Annotated in this window: 19 protein-coding genes; 2 read left to right on the forward strand and 17 right to left on the reverse strand. The window is 42.6% G+C overall.

Annotation, left to right across the window (positions count from 1 at the left end):
* Positions 1–44: 44 nt before the first annotated feature.
* Positions 45–1,199, reverse strand: a complete 1,155-nt coding sequence (locus tag ACU0NF_RS05380; protein ID WP_445660386.1) for an alanine racemase — start codon at positions 1,197–1,199, stop codon at positions 45–47.
* The gene (locus ACU0NF_RS05385) at positions 1,199–2,494 is read right to left on the reverse strand and encodes a D-arabinono-1,4-lactone oxidase (RefSeq protein ID WP_445660387.1); all 1,296 of its coding nucleotides are present in this window, start codon (positions 2,492–2,494) and stop codon (positions 1,199–1,201) included. The genes ACU0NF_RS05380 and ACU0NF_RS05385 overlap by 1 nt, the downstream gene beginning before the upstream one ends.
* Before the next feature lie 233 nt (positions 2,495–2,727).
* On the opposite strand from ACU0NF_RS05385, the gene ACU0NF_RS05390 reads away from it, so the two are divergent.
* On the forward strand, positions 2,728–4,368 hold the full coding sequence (locus tag ACU0NF_RS05390) for an acyl-CoA synthetase (protein WP_445660388.1): 1,641 nt from the start codon (positions 2,728–2,730) through the stop codon (positions 4,366–4,368).
* A 308-nt stretch (positions 4,369–4,676) separates the two neighbouring features.
* Here the strand turns inward: ACU0NF_RS05390 and yjgA are convergent, their stop codons facing one another.
* From yjgA to mazG, 9 genes are all read right to left on the reverse strand, one after another.
* Positions 4,677–5,213, reverse strand: coding sequence for a ribosome biogenesis factor YjgA (gene yjgA, locus ACU0NF_RS05395; protein ID WP_131315935.1), 537 nt, complete (start codon positions 5,211–5,213; stop codon positions 4,677–4,679).
* A gap of 2 nt (positions 5,214–5,215) precedes the next feature.
* The gene (locus tag ACU0NF_RS05400) at positions 5,216–5,485 is read right to left on the reverse strand and encodes an HPr family phosphocarrier protein (RefSeq protein WP_131315937.1); all 270 of its coding nucleotides are present in this window, start codon (positions 5,483–5,485) and stop codon (positions 5,216–5,218) included.
* Entirely contained in the window at positions 5,482–6,333 is an 852-nt protein-coding gene (gene rapZ, locus ACU0NF_RS05405; protein ID WP_131385920.1) for an RNase adapter RapZ, read from the reverse strand. Before rapZ ends, ACU0NF_RS05400 begins: the two co-directional genes overlap by 4 nt.
* 24 nt (positions 6,334–6,357) lie before the next feature.
* On the reverse strand, positions 6,358–7,203 hold the full coding sequence (gene panC, locus ACU0NF_RS05410) for a pantoate--beta-alanine ligase (protein WP_131315941.1): 846 nt from the start codon (positions 7,201–7,203) through the stop codon (positions 6,358–6,360).
* Positions 7,204–7,205: 2 nt separating this feature from the next.
* Positions 7,206–8,015 carry a 3-methyl-2-oxobutanoate hydroxymethyltransferase gene (gene panB, locus ACU0NF_RS05415; RefSeq protein ID WP_131385924.1) on the reverse strand — a complete coding sequence of 270 codons (810 nt, stop codon included), beginning with the start codon at positions 8,013–8,015 and terminating at the stop codon, positions 7,206–7,208.
* Positions 8,016–8,054: 39 nt separating this feature from the next.
* A complete protein-coding gene (gene folK / locus ACU0NF_RS05420) occupies positions 8,055–8,543 on the reverse strand; it encodes a 2-amino-4-hydroxy-6-hydroxymethyldihydropteridine diphosphokinase (RefSeq protein ID WP_445660389.1) in 489 nt (162 codons plus the stop codon).
* Positions 8,540–9,994, reverse strand: coding sequence for a polynucleotide adenylyltransferase PcnB (pcnB, locus tag ACU0NF_RS05425; protein WP_445660390.1), 1,455 nt, complete (start codon positions 9,992–9,994; stop codon positions 8,540–8,542). Before pcnB ends, folK begins: the two co-directional genes overlap by 4 nt.
* A 136-nt stretch (positions 9,995–10,130) precedes the next feature.
* A complete protein-coding gene (locus ACU0NF_RS05430) occupies positions 10,131–10,487 on the reverse strand; it encodes a ComEA family DNA-binding protein (RefSeq protein ID WP_284067727.1) in 357 nt (118 codons plus the stop codon).
* A gap of 61 nt (positions 10,488–10,548) precedes the next feature.
* Positions 10,549–11,310 carry a nucleoside triphosphate pyrophosphohydrolase gene (mazG, locus tag ACU0NF_RS05435; RefSeq protein ID WP_445660391.1) on the reverse strand — a complete coding sequence of 254 codons (762 nt, stop codon included), beginning with the start codon at positions 11,308–11,310 and terminating at the stop codon, positions 10,549–10,551.
* A 119-nt stretch (positions 11,311–11,429) separates the two neighbouring features.
* On the opposite strand from mazG, the gene ACU0NF_RS05440 reads away from it, so the two are divergent.
* Positions 11,430–12,203 carry an SDR family oxidoreductase gene (locus ACU0NF_RS05440; protein ID WP_445660392.1) on the forward strand — a complete coding sequence of 258 codons (774 nt, stop codon included), beginning with the start codon at positions 11,430–11,432 and terminating at the stop codon, positions 12,201–12,203.
* Positions 12,204–12,282: 79 nt separating this feature from the next.
* Here ACU0NF_RS05440 and ACU0NF_RS05445 read toward each other — a convergent pair whose 3' ends face one another.
* The 6 genes from ACU0NF_RS05445 to ispG all read right to left on the reverse strand — a co-directional run bounded on the left by ACU0NF_RS05445 (position 12,283) and on the right by ispG (position 18,734).
* Entirely contained in the window at positions 12,283–12,930 is a 648-nt protein-coding gene (locus tag ACU0NF_RS05445) for a 4'-phosphopantetheinyl transferase family protein (RefSeq protein ID WP_445660393.1), read from the reverse strand.
* A gap of 90 nt (positions 12,931–13,020) precedes the next feature.
* Positions 13,021–14,430 carry a ribosome biogenesis GTPase Der gene (der, locus tag ACU0NF_RS05450; RefSeq protein ID WP_131267124.1) on the reverse strand — a complete coding sequence of 470 codons (1,410 nt, stop codon included), beginning with the start codon at positions 14,428–14,430 and terminating at the stop codon, positions 13,021–13,023.
* Positions 14,431–14,433: 3 nt separating this feature from the next.
* The gene (gene bamB, locus ACU0NF_RS05455; RefSeq protein WP_131385961.1) at positions 14,434–15,582 is read right to left on the reverse strand and encodes an outer membrane protein assembly factor BamB; all 1,149 of its coding nucleotides are present in this window, start codon (positions 15,580–15,582) and stop codon (positions 14,434–14,436) included.
* Entirely contained in the window at positions 15,582–16,283 is a 702-nt protein-coding gene (locus ACU0NF_RS05460; protein ID WP_445660394.1) for a YfgM family protein, read from the reverse strand. The genes bamB and ACU0NF_RS05460 overlap by 1 nt, the downstream gene beginning before the upstream one ends.
* A gap of 30 nt (positions 16,284–16,313) precedes the next feature.
* A complete protein-coding gene (hisS, locus tag ACU0NF_RS05465) occupies positions 16,314–17,609 on the reverse strand; it encodes a histidine--tRNA ligase (protein ID WP_445660395.1) in 1,296 nt (431 codons plus the stop codon).
* Between the two features lie 3 nt (positions 17,610–17,612).
* Positions 17,613–18,734: a flavodoxin-dependent (E)-4-hydroxy-3-methylbut-2-enyl-diphosphate synthase gene (gene ispG, locus ACU0NF_RS05470; RefSeq protein WP_445660396.1), complete on the reverse strand. Its 1,122-nt coding sequence runs from the start codon at positions 18,732–18,734 to the stop codon at positions 17,613–17,615.
* Positions 18,735–18,750 lie beyond the last annotated feature (16 nt).

Consider the following 18,750-nt stretch of genomic DNA (forward strand, 5'->3'; position numbering starts at 1 on the left):
AATGCTTTGCCTTTACTCAGATCAGGAAATTTTCAGTTTTGTTTTTATTCTCTAAAGCTATCCCATATTTCGAATTTGCCCTGCACGTAAGCATAAAGCTGAGCGAATTGCGGAATAATCGCTTCACTCTGAGTCGGCCTTAAAAACACATAATCATCCACTGCAATGTCACACGGTTTAAGCACCTGTAGCATTTCCTGATTGCTGCTGCGGCCATACAACACATGCGGCTGACTTTTTTCAGGATAAATATAATCTGCTCGCCAATAACCACCATACACAAACAAAGCTTTATATTTATGTGGAAGATGATTCAGCACTTCCAAACCGGGCAATTGACTATAGGGCAAAACTTTCAATACCGGGGTGGCAATCCAGAGTGCACACTTTAAAACGGATAAATTTTCCAGATCGAAATCACTCGGCTTGAGTAGCATCGAGCCAAAAGCCAGATCATTACAGACACTTTGCTGGCAATGCTGCATAAAGGTCGGACTGCCGCCGCCGTTAAAACACAGACCTTCATGCCATAAATCCGGGAATTGCTGCTGAAGAGTGGCTTTATAGTGTTGATAAGTTTGTTGCGATTGTCGATAACTTTTTTCAGGGCTTGTTATGATTTTCGGTAACTTGGCAACATGCGCATCGTAGCCCATTAAACCTGATAGTTTCAGATGTTCTGGATACTGTTGAATCAGATTGAGCAATGCCACAAATTGCTGCGAATTTTGCACTCCACCCCGATGCAACCCCACATCAATTTCAATATTCACATTCAGCCTGATGCTGAGTCGTTGTGCGAGTTCTAGATATTGTTGTAATCGTCCCAGATCATCAATCAGCCATTGAATATAAATATTGTGTTGTGCAGTGCTTTGATAAAACAACTCTACTGCCCGGATCGGCACGGGTTTACCCAGTAAAATATCGGCTTGCTCAAAGGTCTGCACAATCTCTGCAATATGCGGAAGATGAAACAGCATAAAACGCTGAGTATTGAGCTTTTGGCTGGCTATTTTGAGCAGCTGCATACTGGCCAGTGATTTCACTACCAAACGTGGTTTTAACTGCGTAGGCAATTTTGACTGTACATAGTCCAGATTATCTTGATAAGTTTTTAAATCTAAAATCAGTTGCGGCGTGCCTGTTCCCTGCTGTTTTAAATCCTGGGTTAATTGCTGAAAATAATTCGGTTGCATCACTCCCCCGACTGCTCAACTAAAAAAAGCTGCTTTAAGTACGGATTCAGCCATTTTTGATTGGGATCCAGTTGTTGACGCAACGCTATAAAATCGTCCCATTTCGGATAAAGATCACGTAGTGAAGCGGCTGTCATGGTGTGCAATTTCCCCCAATGCGGGCGTCCCTGATATTTCTGTAAAATCGGCTCGACCAAATCAAATACGACGTGATAATCCTGTTTGTAAAACTGATGGATTGAAATGGAGACCGAATCACGGGCATAGAAAGGACTCAACCAGATATCATCGCCTTTGACATAACGAAATTCGATCGGGAAAAACATCGGCACTTGATATTTGCGTAAGCTATATAGAACCTCCTCCAGACACTGCAAACCTTGCGCAACCGGAAACTGATATTCCATTTCATTAAATTTGGTCTTGCGCGGAGTCGGAAAAATCTGATTTGACCAATCCACATAACAAGTCGGTTTGACAAAGACACTCAGCAGTTTTTGCAGATAGGGATTCGTTGCAGGCAACCTTCGCGTCAATTCCGAACATAGGGTCAGCAAAGCGTCTTCCGAAGGCCAGCTCTCCTGCCTCGGCTGAATGTCATCCTCCGTTTCATCCAGGGTTTTCAGCATCACCTGATTGGAATGCAGAAAAGCCCAAAATTCAATATGCCGATGCTGATATTTCCATTGATCAATATTTGCAAAAACATCCTGTATTGGACACAGTCGGATCTGTTCTTTTAATTTATATCTGGGCCGATTTTGCAGGGTGATTTTTGTCAGTAGACCCAAGCTGCCCAAGGCAACACGTCCGGCCTGAAATATGTCGGTATTTTGCTGACGATCACATTGCAGCAGCTCGCCATCTGCGGTCAGCAATTCAAAAGCTTCTACAAAAGCCGATAAACAGGGTAAATCAAAACCCGTACCATGCGTTCCGGTAGAAATGGCGCCCGCCAGACTTTGCTGATCAATATCCCCTTGATTAGGTAAAGCCTGATGGATGGGGGCAAGATATTCGCCCAAGTCATATAAACGCGTGCCGGCTTGTACTGTGCATTGGGTGCGATTTTCATCAAAGGCAACCACGCCTTGGAAATGATCGAGATTGATCAGCACTGCATCCGTCTTGGCTAAAGCACTGAACGAATGCCCTGCGCCCACTGCACGAATTTGCGCATGCGCCTTCACGATCTTTTGCAATTCATAGATCTTTCTGGGCTTAAAAATCTCAGGAGAACCGTACTGACTGCCTGACCAATTTCGCCATGTTTCATCCGCCTGTTGTATTTTCATTATTATTCCTTGGCTGATATTATTTTAATTGCTCAACTAGAGTAAAATACCTAAAAAATCAAACATGGGAACCCATGCGTTCAAAATATTTGAGTGCTCTAAAATAATTTCATTAATATTCAATATGTTAAAAATTATAAAAATGCACTCGACTAAAGCATAAATGCAAGATTACTGAGAAGTGCATATCTTTTTAACAGGATATGAAAATAAATACAGAATGGAGTTTTAAAATGGTTAGCGCATACGATGAATTACCGCGTACCCCTGCAAACTTTGTAGCGTTGTCACCTTTACGCTATCTTGATCGCGCAGCATATATCTATCCAAATCAGAACGCGATTATTCACGGTAAGCGCCGTATTAGCTGGCGTGAGACATACAATCGTTGCCGTCAGTTTGCCAACCAACTCCAAAACTTGGGCATCGGTAAAAATGATACCGTTTCTGTACTGCTGCCGAACGTTCCTGCCATGATTGAAGCGCATTTTGCTGTCCCTATGGCAGGTGCTGTACTCAACACCTTAAATACGCGCCTAGATGCCAAGACACTCGCATTCATGCTTGAGCATGCTGAAACCAAAGTGTTATTGGTCGATCCTGAATTTACTGCACTTGCGACAGAAGCACTCGCACTCATTAAACAAGACATCTATGTGATTGATGTGGCTGACGAAGAATATGAAAATGCCTCGACGCCGATTGGTCAAGTTGAATATGAAGACTGGATTGCACAAGGTGACGCAAATTTTGAATGGCATTTACCCCAAGATGAATGGGATGCCATCAGCTTAAGTTATACCTCTGGAACCACGGGCAATCCTAAAGGTGTGGTTTACCATCACCGCGGTGCCTACATTAACGCAGCCAGCAATATCATTGCCTGCGGTATGACGCCTCGTGCCACCTATTTATGGACCCTGCCGCTGTTCCACTGTAATGGCTGGTGCTTTGCATGGACCATGGCTGCTAACGGCGGTACCAACGTCTGCTTGCGTAAAGTCGATGCAGAACTGATTTTCAAATTGATTGCTGAACATAAAGTGGATTACTTCTGTGGTGCGCCAATTGTCTTGTCCATGCTGATCAACACACCTGAAGAGAAAAAGGCCAAGCTTGATCACCGTGTCGAAGTGATGGTGGCGGGTGCGGCACCTCCAGCAGCCATTATTGAAGGCATGCGCAATATTGGCATCAACGTTACTCATGTCTATGGCCTAACAGAGACCTACGGCCCTTCTGCACTTTGCGCATCACAAGCGGGCTGGAGTGATTTGTCGATTCAGGAACAAGCGCAGTTGCATTCACGTCAAGGGGTTCCTTACCCATTACAAGACGGCATGAAAGTACTTGACCCTGAAACCATGCAAGAAGTTCCACATGATGGTCACACCATGGGTGAAATTATGTTCCGTGGCAACATCGTGATGAAAGGTTACTTAAAAAATGCTGAAGCGACAGCAGAAGCCTTCGCTGGTGGTTGGTTCCATACCGGTGACCTTGCTGTTTGCCAGCCAGATGGCTATGCAAAAATTACCGACCGTTCCAAAGACGTGATTATTTCAGGTGGTGAAAATATTTCCTCGCTAGAAGTGGAGGAAGTACTGTATCAACATCCTGCAGTTCTTACTGCAGCCGTGGTAGCAAAACCTGATCCACGCTGGCAGGAAGTGCCGTGTGCCTTTGTGGAACTAAAAGAAGGTAAAACAGCAACAGCTGAAGAACTGATTGAATTCTGCAAACAACATTTAGCACGCTTTAAAGTGCCTAAAGATCTGGTGATTACAGAAATTCCGAAAACATCGACTGGGAAACTGCAAAAATTTATCCTGCGTGACTGGGCAAAAGAGCGGGCTACAGGTGAGTTTCAATAATTTTTTTCTTCTAAATAACACTTCAACAAGCTCCATCCCAACCTTCCTTCTAATATAGGAGTTCGCTCTCATATTAGGAGAGGGTTAGGCAGAGGTCATATACATTGAAGAAATATGTGATTTTTACTTAGCTGTATAAAAATTGGTTATTTGAAAATATTTTTTGAAATAAAGGTCAGCCCTTTCTCTAACTCTCTCCCTGAGCAAGCGACAATGCACTGCATTCTCGCAAAGCGCAAGAGAGAAATACCAAAGCATAAAAAAGCGACTCATATGAGCCGCTTTTTTATTTCTATCAGGACAAAAAATCAGTTATCTGAAATCAATGCCACTTGCTGAATATAGTTAAATAATTTCAACTTGGAAGCAGCGATTTGTTCTTCAGGCAACTGTTTGCTGATGTCACGCTGAATACGCAAAATATGCTGACGAATCGGATGATGTTCTGCCGCATTATGCGCTTTCATGAATTCTTTGATTGCCGGATCACCCTGTGCAATCATTCGGTCAACCCAACGCTGCAACTGTGCGGTTTTTTTCGCACCTTGTTGCGGAGTTAAATAAGACAAAATGACTGCCTCATCTTCATTACGTAATAATTTACCAATACGTAAGAACTGACGGCGGCGGGCTTCGTGTGAAGTAATTAAACGTACATCTTCCAATGCTTCAATTAAACGTTCTTCCACAGGGAGTTTCTGAATTTGTTTAAGACTCAATTCAGCGAGTTGTTCACCTAAAGCAGCCATACGCTGAACTGCTTTTTTTTGTTCGGTTTTGCTTGCACGTCCTTCTAAAGTTTCAAAGTCATCTTCAGTAAAACGCTGTTGCGGTCGACGTGCCACGATTAATCTGCCTCGTAAAATTTTGCTGCAAATAGCGCCTGAATTTCAGATAAAGCTTGTTCTTCATCTGTACCCTCAAGCACTAAACGTAAAGTTGTGCCTTTGCCTGCACCGAGCATGAGCAAGGACATAATATTTTTTGCATCGACTAATTTATCACCTTTACCAATTTGAATCGATGAACGAAATTTGGTGGTAACTTCAATTAGCTTTCCAGATGCACGCGCATGTAAACCTAGTTTGTTAATTACGTCAACAGTTGTGTCAATCATGACCAGTGCTTCATTTCCCTGTGTAAGACCTGAATAGACCATTTTGCCTCAAGAGCTTTTTTGAGTCTATCCACTATATATACTGAACGGTGCTGCCCTCCCGTACACCCAATCGACACTGTCATATAGTGACGATGCCCCTCTGCAAAGGCAGGCAACCATTTATCTAAAAAATGATAAATGTCTTCAAACATTTCGCCGGTTTGTTCACTCTGCAGTAAAAACTGCTGCACAGGTAAATCTAAACCTGAATATTTTCGTAATTCCAGATCCCAATGCGGATTAGGCAAATGACGGACATCAAAGACATAATCGGCATCCAGAGGAATACCGTGCTTATAACCAAAAGATTGTAAAATTAAAATTAAGTTATCGGATTGTCCAAGTTTAGACAACAAAGTGTGCTTTAGATCATGCACACTTTTATCCGTTGTATCAATATGAACTGTGGAACGTAATTGTATCGGAAGCAATAAGGTTTTTTCTTCCTGAATACACTGATTCAAACTTTTAAAACGGCTGGCTAAGGGATGTGGGCGACGCGACGCACTAAAACGGGAAATAAGTTCCTGGTCTTGTGTAGTCAAATAAATGATATCGACCGAACCATGGCTCTGCATTTGTTCAAAGACATGATCAAACTCCTGTAAATCCGCGCGCGTACTGCGTACATCCACCCCTAGAGCCAATTGTTCCAGATTATTTTCACTGTCCAGTTTGGCAACAATTTCAGGCAGCAATGCCAAGGGCAAATTATCTATACAGTAATATCCCAAATCCTCCAGCACCTGCAAGGCAGATGATTTTCCTGATCCGGATTGTCCTGTAACGATTAAAATACGCTTCATGGCAAGGCTGTCCTTAACTAAATCTTACACAGTATACTTAACTTGCAAGTTATCAATCAGTCGTGTTTTACCTAATTTTGCAGCAACAAACAAAACCAGATCCTGATCAAATGCTTCTATTTTTTGTAATTCCGGAGTACGTGCTTCCACATAATCCACAATAAAGCCTGCTTGTGTCAACGTATGCTTAATACTTTCCAACACGTCCGCCAGAGCCACACCACTTTGAAGTTGTTGTTCAGCAGCTTTTAAACTTTGGAAAATGGTCGGTGCAATCTGACGATGTTCTTCACTTAAATAACCATTACGTGAACTGAGTGCCAAACCATCTTCTGCACGGGTAATCGGCACACCAATCACTTCCAGCGGAATATTCAAGTCACGCACAAACTGACGAATTACTGCCAGCTGCTGATAATCTTTTTGGCCAAAGAAAGCAAAATTCGGCTGCACCATATTAAACAGTTTCGTCACAACAACCGCGACGCCATCAAAATGGCCGGGACGCTGTAAGCCACATAAATCATTGGTAATGTCAGACACAGTGATATTGGTTAAACGCGGCTTGTTACCATACATTTGCTCAACGGTGGGCGCAAATACAATGTCACATCCCACATCTGCCAACAAATGGCTATCATGCTCTAAAGTGCGTGGATAATTTTCAAAATCTTCATTTGGGCCAAACTGAATGGGATTGACAAAAATACTGACCACTACAACATCACAGATCTTGCGTGCTTCACGTACAAGGTTTAAATGACCTTCGTGTAAATTGCCCATGGTTGGAACAAAACCAATAATTTTTCGCGCTGATCGAGCCGGACTCAGTGAAGCAGTTAATCCTTGAATGGTAGTTTCTGTTTTCATGTTTACAGCTCGACTTGAAAAGTGTGTTCTTTAGCAGGGAAAGAACCCTCTTGTACTGCAGCGTGGTAGGCTTTAAAAGCATCCAGAATTGCAGTTTCCCCTGCCTGTTCTTTCATAAAGTTACGTACAAATTTAGCCACACGGCCAAAGGTCAGCCCAAGCATATCTTGAACCACCAGCACTTGACCGTCGGTATCTGCGCCCGCACCAATGCCAATCACAGGAATATGCGGGAACAATTCACTAATTTCTTTACCCAATTGAGCCGGCACACATTCTAATAATAATAATGCAGCACCCGCTTCAACCACAGCCTTACAATCTGCAATCAGTTGATCCGCTGCTGCACGGGTACGGGCTTGTAATTTATAACCGCCAAATACATGAACAGATTGCGGGGTTAAACCTAAATGTACACAGACTGGAATACCATTTCGTGTCAAAACAGTGACAGTTTCACTTAACCAGGCGCCACCTTCCATTTTGACCATTTGTGCGCCAGCTTGCATGACGGTTTTTGAGCTGAGCAATGCGTCATTTAAAGTGGCATAACTCATAAACGGCAAATCCGTCATGATGAAGGCATGCTGATTACCACGGCGCACTGCTGCGGTATGGTAAGCCATATCTGCTACAGTCACAGGCAATGTTGAATCACGACCCTGGATCGACATCCCTAAAGAATCACCAATTAAAATAGTGTCGACTTCTGCAATTTCCATGGCCTTGGCCATACTGGCATCGTAACAGGTCAAACAAGAAAATTTGCGTCCATCAGTTTTAAATTGTCTTAAGTCGCTGAGACTAATCATCAAGATGTTCCTCTAACACGTTCCAAGAACATGCCTAAATTAAATATTTGACCAAGTTTCATCATCCAGAACAGATAAGCTGGGATGTTGAACCACGGGTAAATCTTTTAATCGTTGTGCTTTAATTTGTATATTTTCATCTAAGTCTAGCAAAGGAATGACCACAAAATCACGTTCAAACAGTCCCGCATGCGGAACGGTTAAACGCTCATTTTGAATGTGTTCTTGGCCATATACAAGTAAATCTAAATCCAAAGTACGCTCGCCCCAACGGCGTAAACGCACCCGACCTGACTCTTGTTCAAAACGTTGTAGCTCATCCAGTAAAACCAAAGGCGCCAATTCAGTTTCTAGCTGTGCCACCGCATTTAAATAATTCGGCTGGTCCTGAGGTCCCATCGGTGGACTTTGATATAACTTGGATGTTTTCACGCGTCCAAGCGTTGCCAGTTTTTGCACAGCTTCAAGCAAAATCTGACGTGAATCACCCAAATTACTGCCTAAGCCAATATAGGTGATTGTGCTCATTGTGTTGGTCCAAAAACAACTTGGCTTAAATCACGTTTTACACGTTTACGTTTTAGAATTGGATGGTCATACGCAATCTCTGAACCACCTGCAGAAACTGTTTGAACTGGTCTGTCAGACCGGGTTCTGCTCTTACGTTCACGACGACTACGTGGTTCAGGCTCGTTGACTAACGGCTCAATTTCAACAGAGACGGATTTAGCTTCAATCACATCTTCTGTTGCAGCTTTACGACGGCTTTTTGCACGTTGACGGTTGTATTGACTAATGGCACGTTCTTTTTCATCCGTACTCATCAGCTGATAAGAATCCCACCACATGCCCATACCTTGGGTGGTGTGGTCGCCAGACTTCTCGCGAAGCAGCAGGAAATCGAAGCCGGCACGGAAACGCGCATGAGTCGCTAAAGCTTGGATTTGTTGCGGTTTTGGATTCAGCAAACGGGTTTGCATTTCCCAAACTTCACGAATAAAGGTTTCTGCAAAACGTGGAATGATGGTACGGGTGGCCTGACGTTTTAATACATCCAAGCCCGCTTGTGCACGTGCTTCTGCAGCAACTACACCTTTATTGAGGTAAAACTCACAACGCTCCAAAAAGGGTTTCCATAGCAACACTGCATAGAAAAATGCAGGGTTAATGGTTTTACCCATTTGAATGCGCTGATCGGTATTAATGGCTGCGCGTTCGATAAAGGTCGAAATATCTGGACGAATATCGGCAAACAACTGACGCCAGATATCAAAATCGATCAGCATCGGCAGCACGCGATTCAAATGCCCCATGGTGAACAATTTCTGCGATTCGTCATATAAACGATGCGGAGAAATATCACGCAGTAACTGGGTGATTTCCGGGGTAAAAATTTCTAAAATTTCAGGTGCAATACTGAAATTCAATTTTGCTGCGAAACGTAAAGTACGCAGCATACGTACTGGATCTTCTTCAAAACGTAAAGTCGGATCGCCCAATAAACGTAAAGTTTTATTTTCTATATCATCAATTGCATTACAGAAATCGAGCACGATCCCTTTACGCGGCTGGTAATACATTGCATTAATAGAAAAATCACGGCGGGCAAAATCTTGCTCAATCGTGCCCCAATTATTATCACGTAAAATCATGCCTGAAGCAGAAGTGACTGCTTTTTTAGGTGGTGCACGGAATGTCGCAACTTCGATCAGTTCTCGGCCTGAATAGACATGAGCAAGCTCAAAACGTCGTCCAATAATACGACAACGCCGTCCGAAAACTTCTTTCACTTGAGCCGGTGTTGCATCGGTGACTGCGTCAAAATCTTTAGGATTAAGACCCAACATTAAGTCACGGACACCACCACCGACGATATAAGCTTCAAAGCCTGCCTTATTTAAAGCATCGATAACATCTAATATGGAAGAAGGTAATTGAGCGGTTGATAAACCACATTTTGACGCGCGCAAAGTTTGCAAAAGACGCTGTCTCCTACGTCTGAACGTAAAATATCTAAGATGACGCTAATCATATATCTAACACAATCAAAGGGCAATTTGATTATCTCAATGCTCAATATATTGTTTCACTCTTCTTGACCGCTTGATTCAAAAACTACAGGCTTAACCGGTCTTTATTTTTGGCAAATAAAGCCGGTCCAATCCCCTTGACCTGCTGTAATTCCTCAATGTTTTTAAATTTTCCATTTTTTTGACGATAGGCAACAATCGCTTCCGCTTTTTTTAAACCGACTCCCGCCAGCTCTTGTAACTGTTCCAGACTGGCTTGATTCAAACTTATTTTATTCCCGGTAGGTGCCTGTAAAGCAGGTTTTGCCAAATAATGATTTTTTGGCGGAGATACATGCGGTATTTTTAAGCGTGCATCCTGGGCTTCCTGTTCAGCCTTCCACTTTAAATAATGCTGGTCAAACTGTTGAGCATAAGCAGCCGTTCCAATCAGCACTGCCATCAAGCTAGCCATATAAAAAATTGCATTCAGGATCTGTATTATTTTTTTCATGATCGGCCTTTTATTTTAATTGTTGTTTTGCCTGCTCCCAAAGTTGATCCATTTCTTCTAAAGATAGCTTCTCAATTTTTTTATGTTGTTGCTGAGCGTGATCTTCAATGAAAGCAAAACGTGTTCTAAATTTATGAATGGTGCTTAAAAGCGCCATTTCACTGGAAAGTCCCAGTTTACGTCCAACATTGATCAGTGAAAATAAACAATCACCGAATTCATCGAATATTTCGTCGGAATTTTGATTGTGCATAGCCTGCTGTAATTCAGCCAACTCTTCATTCAGCTTGCCATAAGCACCTGCTACATCGGGAAAGTCAAAGCCAATTTGTGCTGCATTTTTTTGAATTTCATGCGCTTGCTGAATTGCAGGTCCATGTTTGATGTCATCTAAACGAGATTGGGCTTTGCCCTGCTTTTCTTTTTGTTTAATTTTTTTCCAAAGTACCGCCACATCATCAGAACTAAGTTGTGAAAATTGCTCTGCTTGAAATACATGTGGATGACGACGAATTAACTTTTCAGTAATCGCATTTACCACATCATTAAAATCAAAGGCCCCAACTTCACTATACATTTGCGACTGAAAAACCACTTGCAGGAGCAAGTCACCGAGTTCATTTCGTATCTCGTTTGTATTTCCTTCCCTGATCGCTGCTTCTACCTCATACGCTTCTTCGATGGCGTATTTGGTCAGGCTTTGTGGTGTTTGCTGTTGATCCCAGGGACATTTTTCACGTAACTCACGCATTATTGCTAATAATTTATCCATGTTTTCATCACTCCAGTCATTTTGAAAAAATTCGTTTTTCGCAGTCAATATTTGTTATGCTCAAGCTAAAATCGCTAACAATTAAGCGCTACAAAAACAAAACTGAAAGGGAAAAATATATGCACAGTATCTTTATTAGTGGTGCAGCACAAGGAATTGGGGCCGCAATTGCAACGCTGTTTTATCAACATGGTTATAAAGTCGGCATCTATGATATCAATGTTGTTCAAGCGCAAAAACTTGCCCAACGCCTGGGAACAAATGCTAAAGCTGGTCTACTTGATGTTTGTCATTATGAACAATGGCAACAGGCTTTAAATGAATTTCAGGCTTGGGCAGGAGAAATTAATATATTAGTTAATAATGCCGGTATTCTCTATTCAGGGGCTTTTGAGCAGACCGATATTGCAGCGCATCAACGAACTTTCAATATCAACGTTAACGGGGTTTTAAATGGTTGCCATGCTGCTTTACCTTTTCTAAGACAGGCATCTTTTGCACGTGTGATTAATCTATCCTCTGCTTCCGCCATTTATGGACAACCTGATTTAGTCTCGTATTCAGCCAGTAAGTTTGCGGTTCGCGGTATTACCGAAGGGCTAGATATTGAATGGCAGAAATATGGTATTCGGGTTCTGGATGTCATGCCCTTATTTGTTCAAACCGCTATGGTTAAAGATATGGATGCAGGCAGCATTCAAAATATGGGCGTGCATTTAACTACAGAAGATGTCGCCCGAGCAATTTACGCACGTGTGCAAGTGAAAGACTCCATGTTTACCAAAACACATCAAGCAGTAGGATTCAAAACCAAAATACTGATGACACTTTCCAAGCTCAGCCCGCAGTTTATTAACCGGATGAGCAATAGGTTTTTGGCGAAAAGAAAATAAGAGAAATCAAAATAAAAAAGAACCTGATGAACACGCTCTTTGAAGCACTCAATGCTTCATAAAGTTGATTAAAAAAACTTTAAGACGAAAAATGTATTTTGATTTCTGGAAAAGTAAAACCTTTACAGGAGGCTTCTGAACGCCATGCCACCGTTAACATGACATGACCTAAATTGAAATTTTGATAAGCAAATGTTCCGATCAAAGGATGAGTGCATAATCCTCCATCATAAACAGGATGCACCCAAGTCTCCAGCTCATTTAAATTGAGATGTATCCCCAAGCCAGATGCTTTCAATACGGCTTCTTTAGTAGTCCAGACTTTAAACCAGTAATTACGATCTTGCTCCAGCTCATTCCAGTGCTGTAATTCATTGGGGTGAAAAGCATGCAATGCCAAAGCTTCAAAGCGTACCTTTCGATCCAAGTCTTCAATATCCACACCTAAATCCTGCATATTAGTGCTGGTAGCCAAAACATAATTTTTTTGACTATGACTATGGTTAAAATAAAATTTAGGAGATTTAACCAAATATGGTTTGCCATGTTGAGTCGTAGCAAAATCTTCTTGCTGAATGGTTGTGCCTAATTGCTGGGAGAGCAATTGATTGCGGTAACGATAAATGGCCTGTTTTTGATGCTGAATTTTAGTCTTGCGATCCAATTCCGTAGATAGAGGTGCTATACGCTCAATTGTATCGACATCTATGCGTATCAATCTGCTCACGTGTACCCCCTGATCCCCAAAATATAATGATATCTTAAAACAAAAAAGCCCAAAGTAAACTTCAGGCTTTTATGATCAATAGATGGTTAATTAGCTTCTAAATTTCTTTTCAGCTTTTTTGAATTTCTGAACATAACGACGTTTACGTGCTGCAATACGTTCATCCATTTGCGTTTTACGACCTTCAAATGGATTTTCAGATGTTTTGAAGTCAATACGAACTGGTGTGCCTTCAAGTTTATAGACACGGCGGAATACGTTTTCCAAATAACGACGATAATCCGCAGGTGTTTTATCAACCTTGTTACCATGCACAATAATTGTCGGTGGATTTTGACCACCCATATGCGCATAACGCATTTTAATACGTTTACCGCTAATCATTGGCGGTTGATGTGCTTCAGTTGCATCATTCAAAATTTGGGTCAATTTCGCAGGCGAAACTTTCAAATGTGAAGAGTCAAATGCACGGTGAATTGAAGGATATAACTCCCCTACACCTGTACCATGCAATGCAGAAATCAAATGCACTTTAGCCCAGGGGATAAAGTCAAAACGACGATCGACATCAAGCTTACATTGCTTGCGGTCGTATTCTGTCATGTTGTCCCATTTGTTGATTGCAATCACCATTGCCCGGCCCGCTTCTAAAGCATAGCCAATCAAATGTAGATCCTGTTCAACCACGCCTTCACGGGCATCCAATACCACAACCACAACGTGAGCGTCTTTAATGGCTTGTAGAGTTTTCACGATTGAGAATTTCTCAACCATTTCATCTACCTTGCCTTTACGACGTACACCAGCAGTATCAATCAGCGTGTATTTCTGCTCATTCCGTTCATACGGAATATAGATAGAATCACGTGTGGTACCTGGCATGTCATAAACCACAACACGCTCTTCACCCAGTAAACGGTTGACCAAGGTCGATTTTCCGACATTCGGACGACCAATAACGGCTAAGCGTAAACCGGTATTCTGGTCATGCAACTCAGGATCTTCATCTTCAGGAACATCTTCAAGCACGTCTTCAAGCATTTGAGCGACACCACGACCGTGGCTTGCTGCAACATGCATGGGTTCGCCAAAGCCAAGTTGATAAAACTCAACTACTGCAGCTTCGGCATGTACACCATCAACTTTGTTTGCAACCAAGTAAACTTTTTTCCCGAGGGTACGAAGTTCTCGTGCAATCTGTTCATCTGACGCTAGTAATCCCGCACGCGCATCAACAACAAAAACAATAATATCGGCTTCATTGATGGCTGTTTTTGATTGCTCAGCCATATATGAATCAATACCGGCTTCACTTTCACCGATACCGCCTGTATCGACTACAATGAAGGATTTATTTTGGAATACTGCATCGCCATATTTGCGGTCACGAGTAAGACCAGCAAAGTCAGCAACGAGTGCATCACGACTCTTGGTAATCTGGTTAAATAACGTTGATTTACCGACGTTCGGACGTCCAATTAGCGCAATTACGGGTTTCATAAATTAACGGTTCTGCCAAACGCTTAACGCGCCCTTTCTGGTGGAGACATATAGTTGTCCATCAATTTCGCGTAGTGAACGTACTTCACCACTTGTTTTTGATCGACCAATGAGTTGCCCAGAAGTTGGATCGATCAAGTGTAATACACCATCTAGATCACCAACCACAAGGTCTTGTCCGAGCACAACAGGATTACTGAGCTGACGATTGAGCAAACTATCGTTTTGCCATAATTGCTCACCTGTTGTGAGTGCATACGCAGTGATTTTGCCATCTGCCTGTGCAACAAAAACGGTATTATTCATTACTTCTGGACGTTGAATACTACTTGCATCTTCACTCCACACCACTTGTTGTGAAGCCAAATCTGTAACAGTGACTTGTCCTTGGAAACTGGTTGTTACAAGAAACTGACCTGCAACAACTGGATCGCCATCAATATCATTGAGGCGTTGAATATCTGAACGGCCATCGCTGACTGCAACACGGCGCTGCATACGCGGTACACCACTGAGTATATCAAGGGCATAAACATAGGCATTTGATGAAGCAATCAATACCGTACGCGGATCGAGTGCGACTGGAGATGCCATTCCACGTAAGCTAAATTGTACATTAGGAAGGTTATATGTCCAAACTTGCTGACCGGTGGCAAGATCATGTCCATAAACAGTGCCATCATTACTGACGGTAATCACACGACCGGATTGAATCAATGAAGCAGATAAAATGGCACCCGACAACTGGGCAGTCCACTTTTGCTCGCCTGTCGCTTGATCTAAAGCAAACAGTTGACCTTTTTTATTGCCAACAACAACCGTGCCTTCGCCTGCCTCTACACCAGAGCTTAAACCCTGTTTAGAAACTTTTTTCTCCCAGACACGTTGCTTACCTTGATAAGCCGCGACTTCACCTTTTGGATCTAAGGCAAATATCACACCGTTATCCACATCTAAACGCAGACGTAATGGATCCGCTTTCGATGTTGATGAAACACTTTGAGAAAATACCGGAACAAGACTTTTGGCTTGGGCCAACTTAGGTAATGGATTCGGTTTGACCTCTTCCACTTTAATTTTATTGGTTGAACAGCCAACAAGTGCGAATGTTAAAATTGTCAGCGCAAACGGTATTTTGTATTTTCTATCCATCATGACTCATCCACTTGTGTTTCTAAAATTGGTCGTTCCACATCAGGATCATCAACTAAAACGCCGACACTTTCGAGTTTAATTTGTAAAATTTGACGTTCCTGCTGACGTTCAACCAGTGCATCCCATGCACTCTGGTACGATTTTTTAGCATTTTCTATATCATTTTTAGCAACATACACATCACCCAGCGCTTCATCAGCAGTCGCTTTAAAAGCGGGATCTGTCACTGCAGCCAATGTCTTCAATGCATCATCATATTTTTTTTGCGCAAGCTGAGCATAAGCCAAGCGCAGCTTAACCAACTGAACCAGACCGGCATCATCAAGCTTAGAATTTTCAACTTTCTTTAACGCTCTTTCTGCGTGTGCATAATCCGCTTTGTCATAAGCCAGTTTAGCCATCAACAATTGCGTTTGAATAGCTTGGGCAGAATCAGGAGCTTCTTTTACAATTTTGTCCGCAGTTGCAGACAAGGCATTGAATGCGTTGGTATCGCCTTGCGCATTTTTAGCATCATCCATCAACTGTTGAACCTTGGCTGTTTCCATCTGAGATTCAGCCAGATTTTTCTTCTGCCAATATTCCCATCCGAAAAAGGCAATCAACGCAATTAAAATCCCACTAATCATGGCAGAGCCATATTTCTTAGTGAAAGATTTCAAGCTATCAAGTTGTTCTTCATCACTCAATGCGTTCATGTGATTACCTTTTCCTTATGTTTTTTAAGCTTATTTTGAAGAAAATTTTTCAATGAAAAATGGCACAATATTCGCCACAGCAACATCAGTTTGCTCGGCAGTCGCCAATTCTTTCACAGCTAATTGTTGTGCTTCCCATTCACGTTCACCTGCAATCACGGCAAAAATAGCGCCTGATTGATCAGCTTTTTTCATCTGAGATTTCATCGAACCTTGGGAACCGACTTTCAGGCGAATATTGCTATTTGCTGCTTCCAGCTGATTACGAATTTGTTCTGCAAGTACCAGGGCTTTCCCTTGTGATGCAGGATCGGATAACAAGAATACTTCACAATCACGTACAGGTGTATTGTCTTCAACCTGTTCAAGTAGAAGCAGTAAACGTTCCATACCCATCGCAAAACCAACTGCAGGTACAGACTGATCAGCCTTGCCTTTCAATTGTCCCACAAGACCGTCGTAACGACCACCGGCACAAACCGTTCCTTGTGAACCCAAGTGTGTAGTTGTCCATTCAAAGACAGTTTTGTTGTAGTAGTCGAGACCACGAACCAGTTTCTGGTTAATCACAAATTCCACGCCTGCATCCGTTAAATACTGCTGCAATTGCGCAAAGTGAGCCAAAGTTTCTTCACCCATGAAGTCGTGAAGTTTCGGTGCATTTTCAAGAATTTGTTGCGTACGTGCATCTTTAGAATCGAGAATACGCAATGGATTGGTTGCTAAACGACGCTGTGAATCTTCATCCAGTTCTGCTTTATGCGATTCTAAGAATTCCACCAGTGCAGCACGGTATGCAGCACGTTCGTCCGACTCACCTAAAGTGTTCAGTTCAAGCTGAACTTTATCCGCCACACCCATGCGTTTCCACAAACGTGCAGTCATCAAAATCAATTCTGCTTCCATATCTGGTGTAGCCACACCAAATGTTTCCACACCAAATTGATGGAACTGACGGTAACGACCTTTTTGTGGTTTTTCATAACGGAACATTGGCCCGACATACCACACACGAGGTGTCGCACCGCGAAGCAAGTTATGTTCGAGCATGGCACGTACACAGCCTGCAGTCCCTTCAGGACGCAAAGTCAAAGACTCAGGTGGATTACCCTTATCCAGGAAGGTGTACATTTCTTTTTCAACAATATCCGTCGCATCACCAATTGAACGTTTGAACAGATTGGTCTGTTCAACAATCGGCAAACGGATTTGCTGGTAGCCATAAGCATCCATAAGTGATGCTAAATGTTGCTCAAGACGTCTCCACGCAGCAGTTTGCGTTGGGAGAATGTCATTAAAACCTTTGATTGCGACAATTGAACTCATGATCTACTCAGAAAAACCTGTACGAATAATCTCTTTAGATTTAGCTTTTTCAAGCTCTAGAACACGTTGACGAACCATAGTTTCGATTTCATCAACCAATTGATTGGTATCAATTAAATGGCTTTTCTCGCCATTACGATACACCAGTGAACGCGGACTTGCACCTACAACGCCAATATCGGCTTCTTTGGCTTCGCCCGGACCATTCACTTTACACCCGATCACGGATACATCCATGGGGGTACGAATATCTTCCAAACGCTCTTCCAGTGATTGCATCACTTTAATCACGTTAAATTCCTGGCGCGAACAGCTTGGGCAGGCAATAAAGTTAATCCCGTTAGAACGAAGCCCCAATGATTTCAAAATATCAAAACCAATTTTCACTTCTTCTTCAGGCTCTGCTGCCAAGGAAATACGCATGGTATCGCCAATGCCTTCCATCAACAGGCCGCCCAAGGCAATCGCTGATTTCACTGAACCAGTCCGGTAAATGCCCGCTTCAGTCACACCCAAATGCAGTGGATTATCAATTTGCGCTGATAATAAACGGTAAGCATCCATGGTCAAAAACACATTCGACGCTTTCACCGAAATCTTGAATTCCTGAAAATCCAGACGGTCTAAAATCTCGATATGACGCATCGCAGATTCAAGTAATGCTTGACCTGTCGGCTCGCCATATTTTTTCTGAATATCTTTTTCCAGTGAACCGGCATTTACACCAATACGCATGGAAATATCGTTGTGACGTGCCGCAGCAACCACTTCACGAATTTTTGCTTCCGAACCAATATTGCCCGGGTTGATCCGCAAGCAATCTGCACCGGCATCGGCAACTGCCAAAGCAATTTTATAGTCGAAATGAATATCGGCAACCAAGGGCACATTGACTTGCTTACGGATTTCACCAAATGCCGCTGCTGCTTCCATCGATGGAACAGAAACACGCATGATGTCCGCACCGGCGTCGGCACAACGTTGAATTTGCGCAACAGTTGCAGCAACGTCACAAGTTTCGGTATTGGTCATACTTTGGATGCTGATGGGTGCATCACCACCTACATAGACGGAACCAACACGAATTTTACGAGTGGGACGGCGCTTAATCGGATTTTCAATCATTAATATCGCTCTTCTC

This window comes from Acinetobacter sp. F16 (assembly GCF_052712855.1).